Genomic DNA, 10,424 nt, shown 5'->3' on the forward strand with positions numbered 1-10,424 from the left:
ACTTAAGAGGAGGAAGCGTAGCTATGGAGCCCCGAGAGCCAGAAGTTCACCCCGAAATAGGTGAAAAGGACGGCGGCAAAACCTATGATGGCCAGGCCGGCCATGCGTTTTCCGGTCCAGCTCCGGGTAAGCCGGGCGTGGATGGCCGCGGCATAGATAAACCAGGTGATAAGAGACCAGGTCTCCTTGGGGTCCCAGCTCCAGTAGGAGCCCCAAGCCTGATCCGCCCAGACCGCCCCGGTGATGATCCCCACGGTGAGCCAGAAAAATCCGAAGAGGATGACTTTATACATGAGGTTGTCCAGGACCTCCTTTCCGGGCACATAGCGCCAGAGGGAATCCTCTCCGGGGTTCTTGGGGCGCAGGAGGTAGAGCCATCCCAGGCCGAAGGCCACGGCAAAGGCCCCGTAGCCCAGAAAACAGGTGATCACGTGGGCGGTAAGCCAGTTGCTCTGAAGGGCCGGGACCAGGGGCTCGATCTCACTGTTGGTGGCAAAGGAGGCGTAGGCCATGATCAGGGCCGCGATGGGCGCCACGAAGGCCCCTAGGATGCGCCCGCCGAATTTGAGCTCCAGAAAGAGATAGACGGCCATGGTGGCCCAGGCAAAGAAGATGAGAGATTCATAAAGGTTGGAAAGGGGGATATGCCCATAGCCCAACTGGTGCGACTCCCACCAGCGAAGGCCCCACCCGGCGGTGTTGAGAAGGAGCCCGGCCCAGGCTACGGCCGAGGCCACCCGTCCCATACCCTCCCAGCGGAAGATCCAGTAGAGGAGATAGCCCACCCCAGCCCCCAGATAGATGAAAGTGACCAGGCTTAGAAGGAAGGCGTGAGAGATAGCGGGGGAGTGCCCCTTAAAGGCTAGAAACCCGTAAAGAAGAAGGGCCAAACCCAAACCTCCGAGAATTTCTTTGAGCCTCATCCTGGCCTCCTTTCAAATTTGGGAGCATTCTAACACGGAAAACGGAGCCCAGAAACCTTGCCGAAGGACCGAAGATGGGTAAACTTACGGGCCATGGAAAGGAAGGTCCTCTGGGCTCCCTGGCGGGCGGAGTACGTGGGAGGAAAGAAGGAGCCGGGATGTATCTTTTGTCCCCCACCGGGAGCCCTCCCCGACGAAGAGCGCCTCATCCTTTACCGGGACGAAAAGGTCCTGGTCCTCATGAACAAGTTTCCTTACAATACCGGCCATCTTCTGGTTTCTCCGGCCCGGCATGTGCCGGATCTTACGGATCTCTCCCGACAGGAGTTGGCCGATCTTATGGAAATGGCCCAGCACTGTCTGCGCATCCTGCGCGAGGTTTTGAAGCCCGATGGTTTCAACGTGGGGTTTAATCTGGGGCGGGTGGCTGGGGCCGGCTATCCGGATCATCTCCACCTCCAGATCGTCCCCCGCTGGGAAGGGGACGCCAACTTCATGGCCGTGCTCGCGGACATCCGCGTGATTCCCGAGCACCTGGTGGCCACCTACCGCAAGCTCTACCCCTATTTCGAGAGATTGAGGGGCGCGGGATAAACCACCCGATCGCCCTTGCGGCGGGCTAAGGGGTGGAGGCGGTGTTCGCGTAAGTTTCCGTCTGGAAGGATGTGTAGCACCCGCAGGCCCCGCACCAGGAGGAGGTCCGAAAGGAACCAGCGGTGGCAACGCCAGGGAAGGCCCTCGGCGCACATGAGGGCCGTGGGCTCCCTCCGGGCCAGGTCCAGGAGTTCCGAGAGGGCCTCTTGGAATTCCGGGCTTTCCATGTGGTCGGCGTAGCCCCGAAAGCCCGGGGAGGTGAGGCCGGTGTTGGGAGAGTCGGGCCGGGGTTTGCGCCAGCCCCCGAGGGCCGGAAAGTGCCGATAGAGGATCCCGTGGGCCGTTAGAAAATCCCGCAGGGCCTCGGCCCGAAAGTGCGGGAAGCGGCGCGAGGAGGGCCAGCGCCGAATGTCCGCCAGGGTCCGGACCCTGCGGCGCTTAAGGAGCCTCAGGAACTCTTCGGCCCTATGCGTGGAATGTCCCACGGTGTAGATGATTTCCGCCATTTCTGGTTTAATCATACTCCATGTCCGCGGCGGTGCGGGTGGAAAGGCTTATCAAAGATTACGGAAAGTTGCGGGCCCTTTCCGGGATCTCCTTTGAGATCCGTGAGGGGGAACTTTTCGCCCTCCTCGGCCCGAACGGGGCCGGGAAAACCACCACCATCCGCATTCTCACCGGGCTCACCCGGCCCTCTGGAGGACGGGCCTGGTTTTTCGGTCGGGACATCTTTGCCGATCCCCTTTACGCCAAACGCATGGCCGGACTGGTCCCCCAGGCCACCAACCTGGACCTGGAACTTACAGTCTGGGAAAACCTTTTCATCCACGGACTCCTTTTTGGCCTGAGTTGTAGGGAGATCCGCAGGCGGGCCGAGGAACTCCTGCGCTTTTCCGGTCTCTGGGAAAGGCGCGGGGATCGGGTGCGCACCCTCTCCGGGGGCATGCGCCGCCGGCTGCTTATCGTCCGGGCCCTGCTACATGAGCCCCACATCCTCTTCCTGGACGAGCCTACCGTAGGACTCGACCCTCACATCCGGCGCCGACTCTGGGGACTCATCAAACAGATCCAGACCCGGGGGACCACCATCCTCCTTACCACGCACTACATCGAGGAGGCGGAGTTTCTGGCTGATCGGGTGGCCTTCCTGGATCGGGGACGCATCGTGGCCCTGGATACCCCCGGAAACCTTATAGCCCATCTGGGAGAGGTGGCCGTAGACCTGGTGACCGAGGAGGGGCTTACCACCCGGTTTTTCCGCACCCGGGAGGAGGCCGAGCGCGAGGCCGTGCGCCTTTCCCGCGCCGGGGAGAGCGTGACCATCCGCCGGGTGAACCTGGAAGACGCCTTTCTGCACTTCACCGGGAGGAAGGTATGAGGGGTTTTCTGGCGGTCTATCTGCGGGAGCTTCTCATCATCTGGCACCGCCTTCCCCGCATGCTCCTTTCCTTTTCTGTCTCCCCCACCCTCTATCTCATCGCCTTCGGTTTCGGCCTGGGCAAACATCTCACCGTAGGGGGGCGACCCTATCTGGAATTTTTGGTCCCGGGGGTGGTGGCCGCAAGCTCTATGATGCAGGGGTTCGGAATCAATGTGGAGATCAACGTGGCCCGGTTCTATCTGCGGATCTTTGAGGAATTTCAGGCCGCCCCCATTGCCAACTGGGCCTACGTGCTGGGAGAGATCCTGGGGGGAGTCACCCGGGCCTTCCTTTCCACCTTTGTCATTCTGGCCATCACTATGCTCGCCGGGATCCATCTCCACTTCGGGCCCTGGTTCTTCCTGGGGGTCTTCCTCAACGCCTTCGTCTTCGCCTCCCTGGGGGTGACCTCCGCCATGGTCATTCGCTCCCATGCCGACCAGGCCCTGGTAACCAACTTTATCATTACTCCCATGGTCTTTCTGGGGGGCACCTTCTTTCCGGTAGAGGGCCTTCCGGAATGGGCCCGTCTCCCTCTGAAGCTCCTTCCGGTGACCCACGCCTCGCATCTTATTCGCTCCGCGGCCTACGGGGACCCCGTCCCTTACTTTTCCGCCGGGGTGCTTTTTTTCCTTTCCCTCCTGGGTTTCCTTTTGGCCTATCACTCCGTGGACCGGGCCCGGGATTGAGGGTGGGGCAGACGCGGGTTAGTATAAAAAAATGCATCCTCCGGGCCATGCAGGACACGGGGTCCCTTCCGTTCCCCATGGGGCGCAGGGGGGTCATGCCGCCCACCACGCCCACATGATCGCCGATTTTCGGCGGCGCTTCTGGATTTCCCTGGCCCTTACCGTGCCCATTCTTTTCCTTTCTCCTATGCTGCGGAAGCTTTTGGGGCTTGGGGCCTTGGCTTTTCCGGGGGACCGTTATCTCCTCTTCGGACTGGCCAGCGTGGTCTACTTTTACGGAGGCTGGCCCTTCCTCCGGGGGCTCTTTTCCGAGGTGCAACAGCGCCGGCCGGGAATGATGACCCTCATCGCCGTGGCCATTACCACGGCCTATGGTTACAGTTCCTTGGTGACCTTTGTTCTTCCGGGAAAGGTCTTTTTCTGGGAACTGGCCACCCTAATTGATATCATGCTCCTGGGCCATTGGATCGAGATGCGCTCGGTTATGGGGGCTTCCCGGGCCCTAGAGGAGTTGGCCCGGCTTATGCCCTCGGCGGCCCACCGGATCCTTTCCGAGGGGAGCACCGAAGAGGTGCCCCTGGAGGCTCTGAGGCCCGGAGATCGAGTCCTGGTCCGTCCCGGGGAGAAGATTCCCGCCGACGGGTGGGTGGTGGAGGGACGCAGTGCGGTAAATGAGGCCATGCTTACCGGGGAATCTCGCCCGGTGGAGAAGGGTCCTGGAGACGAGGTCATCGGCGGGGCCGTAAACGGCGAGGGCTCATTGGTGGTGGAGATCACCCGCACCGGGGCCGAGTCCTTCCTCTCGCAGGTGATCGAGTTGGTGCGGGAGGCCCAGGAGAGCAAGTCCCGCACCCAGGATCTGGCCAACCGGGCGGCCTTCTGGCTCACCCTGATCGCCCTCTCCGGCGGGGCTCTGACTTTTTTCGTCTGGGAGGTCTTTTTGAAAAAGGATCTGGCCTTTGCCCTAGAGCGCACGGTTACGGTGATGGTCATCACCTGCCCGCACGCCCTGGGGTTGGCCGTACCTCTGGTGGTGGCGGTCTCTACCGCCCTGGCAGCCAAACGAGGGCTGCTCATCCGCAACCGGGCAGCCTTTGAACAGGCCCGCAACCTCACCGCGGTGGTCTTTGACAAGACCGGGACCCTCACCGAAGGTCGCTTCGGGGTCACCAAAGTGCTGGCCTGGGAGGGGCACAGTCCGGAGGAGATCCTGAGGCTTGCGGCCTCGGTGGAGACCCATTCGGAACATCCCATCGCCCGGGCCGTGGCCGAGGCCGCCTCGGAGACCTACCCCGTAGAGGATTTCCGGGCCCTTCCCGGGAGAGGGGCCCGGGCCCGGGTGGCCGAGCGGGAGGTCCTGGTGGTGAGCCCCGGTTATCTCCGGGAGGCCGGGCTTGAGCCCCCGGCCGAGGCCCTGGAGCTTTCGGAAAAGGGCCATACGGTGGTCTTTGTCCTGGTGGAGGGGAAGCTGTCCGGGGCCATCGCCCTTTCGGATCGGATACGTCCGGAATCCCGAGAGGCCATTTCCGCCCTCAAGGCCCGGGGCCTCAAGTGTTTCATGCTCACCGGGGACAACGCCCGGGTGGCCCGGGCCGTGTCTGAGGAGCTGGGGCTGGACGAGTTCTTCGCCGAGGTGCTCCCTCAGGAGAAGGCGGAAAAGATCCGGGAGGTCAAGGCCCGGGGCGAGATCGTGGCCATGACCGGCGACGGGGTGAACGACGCCCCGGCGCTGGCCGAGGCCCATGTGGGCATCGCCATCGGGGCTGGGACCGAGGTGGCCATCGAGACCGCGGACATTGTCTTGGTGCGTAACAATCCCCTGGATGTGGTCACCATTATCGATCTGGCCCGGGCCACCTACCGGAAGATGGTCCAAAATCTCTTCTGGGCCACGGGTTACAACGCGGTGGCCATCCCTCTGGCCGCAGGGGTTCTTTACCAATATGGGGTACTCCTGAGCCCGGCCATGGGGGCGGTCCTCATGTCCCTCAGCACGGTGATTGTGGCCCTTAACGCTCGGAGACTGAAAATCTAGTCCGGGAGGGAGTTATGCGCCGTCTGGGAGGGATCCTTTTTCTTCTGTTGTGGGCCTCTTTGGTCCAGGCCCGGGTACGGGAATACCACCTGGTCTTGGAAGAGCGCCCGGTGACCATCGGCGGGCGTACTATTCGGGCCATGACCGTGAACGGCAAGATACCCGGGCCCACCCTTTACTTCGAGGAAGGAGACCTGGCCCGCATTCACGTAGAAAACCGTATGTCCGAGGACTCTTCCATTCATTGGCACGGAGTCCTAGTTCCCCCAGAGATGGATGGGGTACCCTATGTGAGTTTTCCGCCCATCAAACCCGGAAGCACCTTCACTTACGAGTTTCCCATCCGCCAGGCGGGGACCTATTGGTACCATTCTCATACCGGTCTTCAGGAACAGCGGGGAGTTTACGGGGCCATCGTTGTCCGGCCCCGGAGGGAGCGTTTCCCTGTGGACCGGGACTATGTGGTGGTCCTTTCGGACTGGACCTATGAAGATCCTGAGGCTGTGTTGCGTACCCTTAAGGCCGGGCGGGAATGGTACAACATCAAGAAAGGCACCGCCCAGAGTCTTCTGGGGGCCGTGCGGCTGGGGATGCTCAAGCATTTTTTCAAACGAGAACTCTTACGGATGCCTCCCATGGACCTTTCGGATATCGCCTACGATCATTTTCTGGTGAACGGAGGCCCGGAGCTGAGTCTACCGGCCCGTCCGGGGGAAAAGATCCGGCTCAGGATCATCAATGCCGCAGCAGGCACCAATTTTTATGTGGAGTTTGCCGGAGGCCCCATGACCATAGTGTCCGCCGATGGGCAGGAGGTAGAGCCGGTAAAGCTCAAACGATTTCTCATAGTGATCGCCGAGACCTATGACGTGATCGTAACCCTTCCCCGGGAAGGGGCCTTTGAATTTCGGGCCACGGCCCAGGACAATACCGGCCACGCTTCTTTGTGGCTGGGGGAGGGCCCGCGGGTGGCGGCCCCCACGATTCCTTCCCCTAATCTTTACCACACCATGGGGCGGGTGAGCTGGCGGAGCCTTCTGGCCTTGCGGCCGGAGGAGGCCATGGGGATGTCCGATGCGGCGGTGCGGGCCGGAAAGTTTGACCGTCCGGGGATGATGCCGGGCATGAAGATGGGACACACCCGAAGGTCCACCCCTCCCGATCTGGCCCTGGACGGGATGGATCCCCGCCGGCCGTGGCCGCCCTATCGTTTCCTGAGGGCCACGAAGCCCACGGCGCCCCCTCCGGGAAAACCCGTGCGGGTCCTGCGCCTTACCTTGGACGGAGATATGGAACGTTACGTCTGGTTTTTAGGCAAAAAGGCCCTTTCGGAAAGTGATGTTATTCGCATCCGCAAAGGGGAGGTGGTGCGTTTAATATTGGTGAATCGCACCATGATGCACCACCCCATGCATCTTCACGGGCACTTTTTCCGGGTCCTAAGCGGCCAGGGGGCTTACGCCCCTTGGAAACACACCGTGGATGTGGCCCCCATGAGCACTACGGTGATCGAGTTTCCCGCCAATGAATCTGGCGACTGGTTTTTCCACTGCCACATCCTTTATCACCTGAAAAGTGGCATGGCCCGGGTGGTCCATTATGAGGGTTACAGTCCCCCTCCGGCGGTGCGTAAGATAAGGCCCCTCCTTTACCAGGACCACTGGTACGCCTGGGCTGAAGGGACTCTGGCCACCAATATGAGCGAGGGCTACCTCAATCTTTCCAATACGCGCTGGAATCTACGGGCCGTCTGGGAGATCGGCTGGGAAGGGGTGCCGGAGACGGAAACGGAGTGGACCCTTCTGGTAGAAAGGTATTTTAACCGCTTTTTTACCGTGTTTGCCGGGGCGGATCTTCTAGACGACGGAGAAGACCTCAGTCGGGCCGTGATAGGATTTACCTATCTTTTGCCTTTGAATTTGCGGACCTATTTCTGGCTGGATAGCGACGGGGGCACCCGGATGGGGGTAGAAAAGCACCTCCCTCTTACCGCCCGCCTTTTTCTAGAGGGTTACGCGCAGTATGACACTTGGGAGAAGTGGGAGGGAGAGGTAGGCCTGAGCTACGTCCTTTCCAAGAGGGCCAGTCTTCGGGCCTTCTGGCACTCGGACTATTTCTGGGGAGTCGGGCTCAACTTCTGGTTCTAAGTCCCTCGGCTTCCCCGAGGCCCCTCGACCGAGTTTGTTTTAAAGAGGACTTCTGGAAAGAAGGGGGGCGCTCTTGGGAGCCGATTTCTTGAATTTTCGGGCTTTTTGGTCTAGAGTGGGAAGAGATGTCCCCCAGAGGAGCCGGAGTCTATATCCCACCGGGGGCCGGGACGGCCTCCCGCAAGAAAAAGAAGACCTCATCCCCAAGGCGCAGATGGGGGATAGGGATAGGGCTTTTCTGGTTGGTGGGGGTCGGTTTTTTGGGGGCCACAAACTGGCTCTACCAGCGCGAAACCTCGTTACTGGCCCGGCTTGAGGCCGAAAATCAGAGACTTGCGGCCAGAATTGAGGCCCTACAGAAACATCCTGAACTCTATGAAGAGATCGCCCGCAAAAAGTACGGGTATGTCAAAAAGAACGAACGCCTGATCATTTTCGGAAAGGGGAGGGCACCATGAGCATTTCTACCTCGGAATTTCGTCGAGGTCTAAAGATTGAATGGGAAGGTAAACCATACGAAGTCCTGGAATATCAGCATTCCAAAGTGGCCAAAGGGCAGGCCACGGTGCGCACCAGGCTGCGGGACCTTACCACCGGTCGGGTCCTGGAGGTGAACTTCCGTTCCGGCGATACCTTTGAGCGCCCGGACTTGGAAGAAAAAGAGATGCAATACCTCTATCAGGAAGGAGATCGCTACGTCTTTATGGATCTTGAGGTCTACGATCAGATCTACCTGGATCGCGAACAACTAGGGGAGGCCTGGAAGTTCCTCCAGGAGAATGTGACCGTAAAAGTCCTCTATTACAAGGGGCGGCCTATCGGGGTGGAGCTTCCCAACACGGTAGAGCTTCGGGTGGTGGAGACGGAGCCCGGGGTGCGGGGAGATACGGTCTCCGGGGGCTCTAAGCCGGCCAAGCTCGAGACCGGGGCCGTGGTACAGGTGCCTCTTTTCATCAACGAGGGAGATGTAATCCGGGTGGATACCCGGACCGGAGAGTATGTGGAGAGGGTGAGTTGATGCTCACGCTTAAACGTCTACGGGAGTTTAAGGAATATCTGGAGTCCGGAGCCTTTATCGAGGATTTCGAGATGCGGCCCCCGGATGGTCAGCAGGAGATGCTAGAGATGATCGATCTTCTCTGGGAGATCTGCGAGAAGGCCGATGAAGTGATGACCGAACATTTTTACCGTCGTCTGCGAGAGGGGTCCGCAAGCGGAGATTGATGCCCTATTTTATTCGGGCCCGCACTTATCTGCGCTACGCAGAAGAGGAGTTCCGCCGGGGACATTTTCGGGAGGCCTTTTTGCTTGCGGCCAAGGCCCTGTGGGCCCTTTCCCAGGTGGAGGCCCCCAAAGAGACCCCTTCTCCAGAGACCATCTTAGCCGCCCTATCCGGAGCAGTGGAGCCCGAGGTGGTGCGCTTTTTCCGGGAAGGCTGGACGCGCTTTGAAGAAGGTCTTTCCCCGGAGGAGGCCCGGGAGCTGGCCCGGGAGGCCCTGCTTAAGGCCCGGGAGATCCTGGCCCCCATTTTGGGCCCTTGAGAGATGAACCCCTCCCTGGAAAACCTTTGGGAGATCTCCCGTCCCCTCTGGAGGCCCCTTTCCTGGGTTTACGGGATGGCGGTGCGTCTGCGCCGGAGGGCCTACGAGCGGGGATGGTTGGCCCGCCGACACCCCGGGGTCTTTTCCCTGGTGGTGGGAAACCTTTCTTTGGGGGGCGAAGGAAAGACCCCGGTCACCTTGGCCCTGGCGGAGTGGCTTTGGGCCTTGGGAAGGCGTCCGGTGGTCATTCTTCGGGGCTATGGGGGACGGGGGCGGGGGCCGCTTGTGGTCTCTGAAGGGGGGGGATCCCGGGTGTCTCCGGAAGTCTCTGGAGACGAGGCCCAGCTATACGCCCAGAGGCTTTCCGGGGTACCGGTGGTGGTGGGCCGAGACCGTCTGGCCGCCTCGGAGCTGGCCTGTCGGCGTTTCCGGCCGGGAGTGCTCCTTTTTGACGACGCCTTCCAGCACTTAAGGCTTTCGGCCGATCTCTACCTCCTGGTGGTCTCTGCCGCCCGGGACCCCTTTTCCGAGCCGCTCTTTCCTGCGGGCCGTCTGCGTGAACCTCCGGGGGCGGCCTGCCGGGCCTCGGCCATACTTCTGACCCGAACGGAGGATTATCCCGAGCGGGCCGAAGCCCTCTTTCGGCGCTTTTCGGAGATGGGCCTTCCGGTCTTTTCCGTAACTCTTGAGCCCGGTCCTCTGGTGGGGCGTTTTCCTCAAGGTCTCTTTCCGGTCTCCGGCCTCCGGCCTCGTCGGGTGGTGGCCTTTTGCGGGGTGGGAGATCCGGAGAGTTTTCGCCGGGCTCTTGGGGCCCGGGGTTTTGAAGTTCTCCACCTGGAGTCCTTCCCGGATCATTACTCTTACCGGCCCCGGGATCTTAAACGGCTTTACCGTAAGGCCCAGGAGCTTTCGGCCGAGGCCCTGCTTACCACCGAAAAGGATCTGGTGAAGATCCCCCCGGTGGCCGGCCCGCTTCCCCTTTTGGCCCTTTCTCTTCTCACCCGTCTGCCCCGGGCCTTCCTTCGCTGGCTCGAGGAACAACTTCCCCCGGCCGAAGGATAGGGATCTGGCCTTG

Annotated in this window: 12 protein-coding genes; 10 read left to right on the plus strand and 2 right to left on the minus strand. The window is 61.0% G+C overall.

The window, feature by feature from the left end:
* Window positions 1-2 precede the first annotated feature (2 nt).
* Window positions 3-839 (minus strand): c-type cytochrome biogenesis protein CcsB, encoded by an 837-nt coding sequence (ccsB, locus tag FVE67_RS07695; protein WP_168720362.1) that lies wholly within the window; start codon window positions 837-839, stop codon window positions 3-5.
* Between the two features lie 177 nt (window positions 840-1,016).
* On the opposite strand from ccsB, the gene FVE67_RS07700 reads away from it, so the two are divergent.
* The gene (locus FVE67_RS07700; protein WP_168720028.1) at window positions 1,017-1,517 is read left to right on the plus strand and encodes an HIT family protein; all 501 of its coding nucleotides are present in this window, start codon (window positions 1,017-1,019) and stop codon (window positions 1,515-1,517) included.
* On the opposite strand, the gene FVE67_RS07705 is transcribed toward FVE67_RS07700, so the two are convergent.
* Window positions 1,487-2,023 (minus strand): DUF488 domain-containing protein, encoded by a 537-nt coding sequence (locus FVE67_RS07705; RefSeq protein WP_210534586.1) that lies wholly within the window; start codon window positions 2,021-2,023, stop codon window positions 1,487-1,489. The genes FVE67_RS07700 and FVE67_RS07705 overlap by 31 nt on opposite strands.
* Before the next feature lie 20 nt (window positions 2,024-2,043).
* On the opposite strand from FVE67_RS07705, the gene FVE67_RS07710 reads away from it, so the two are divergent.
* The 9 genes from FVE67_RS07710 (at window position 2,044) to lpxK (ending at window position 10,411) form a co-directional block, all read left to right on the plus strand.
* A complete protein-coding gene (locus FVE67_RS07710) occupies window positions 2,044-2,895 on the plus strand; it encodes an ABC transporter ATP-binding protein (RefSeq protein ID WP_168720029.1) in 852 nt (283 codons plus the stop codon).
* Window positions 2,892-3,626 (plus strand): ABC transporter permease, encoded by a 735-nt coding sequence (locus tag FVE67_RS07715; protein WP_168720030.1) that lies wholly within the window; start codon window positions 2,892-2,894, stop codon window positions 3,624-3,626. Before FVE67_RS07710 ends, FVE67_RS07715 begins: the two co-directional genes overlap by 4 nt.
* A gap of 31 nt (window positions 3,627-3,657) precedes the next feature.
* Window positions 3,658-5,661 carry a copper-translocating P-type ATPase gene (locus tag FVE67_RS07720; RefSeq protein WP_210534587.1) on the plus strand — a complete coding sequence of 668 codons (2,004 nt, stop codon included), beginning with the start codon at window positions 3,658-3,660 and terminating at the stop codon, window positions 5,659-5,661.
* Between the two features lie 14 nt (window positions 5,662-5,675).
* The gene (locus FVE67_RS07725; RefSeq protein WP_168720031.1) at window positions 5,676-7,808 is read left to right on the plus strand and encodes a multicopper oxidase domain-containing protein; all 2,133 of its coding nucleotides are present in this window, start codon (window positions 5,676-5,678) and stop codon (window positions 7,806-7,808) included.
* 125 nt (window positions 7,809-7,933) lie between these two features.
* Window positions 7,934-8,266, plus strand: a complete 333-nt coding sequence (locus tag FVE67_RS07730; protein WP_168720032.1) for an FtsB family cell division protein — start codon at window positions 7,934-7,936, stop codon at window positions 8,264-8,266.
* Window positions 8,263-8,826, plus strand: coding sequence for an elongation factor P (gene efp, locus FVE67_RS07735; RefSeq protein ID WP_168720033.1), 564 nt, complete (start codon window positions 8,263-8,265; stop codon window positions 8,824-8,826). Before FVE67_RS07730 ends, efp begins: the two co-directional genes overlap by 4 nt.
* Window positions 8,826-9,032 carry a hypothetical protein gene (locus FVE67_RS07740; RefSeq protein WP_168720034.1) on the plus strand — a complete coding sequence of 69 codons (207 nt, stop codon included), beginning with the start codon at window positions 8,826-8,828 and terminating at the stop codon, window positions 9,030-9,032. The genes efp and FVE67_RS07740 overlap by 1 nt, the downstream gene beginning before the upstream one ends.
* Window positions 9,032-9,349: a hypothetical protein gene (locus FVE67_RS07745; RefSeq protein WP_168720035.1), complete on the plus strand. Its 318-nt coding sequence runs from the start codon at window positions 9,032-9,034 to the stop codon at window positions 9,347-9,349. Before FVE67_RS07740 ends, FVE67_RS07745 begins: the two co-directional genes overlap by 1 nt.
* A gap of 3 nt (window positions 9,350-9,352) precedes the next feature.
* On the plus strand, window positions 9,353-10,411 hold the full coding sequence (lpxK, locus tag FVE67_RS07750) for a tetraacyldisaccharide 4'-kinase (RefSeq protein ID WP_168720036.1): 1,059 nt from the start codon (window positions 9,353-9,355) through the stop codon (window positions 10,409-10,411).
* Window positions 10,412-10,424: the final 13 nt, after the last annotated feature.

It is taken from the genome of Thermosulfurimonas marina (genome assembly GCF_012317585.1).
Lineage (GTDB): Bacteria > Desulfobacterota > Thermodesulfobacteria > Thermodesulfobacteriales > Thermodesulfobacteriaceae > Thermosulfurimonas_A > Thermosulfurimonas_A marina.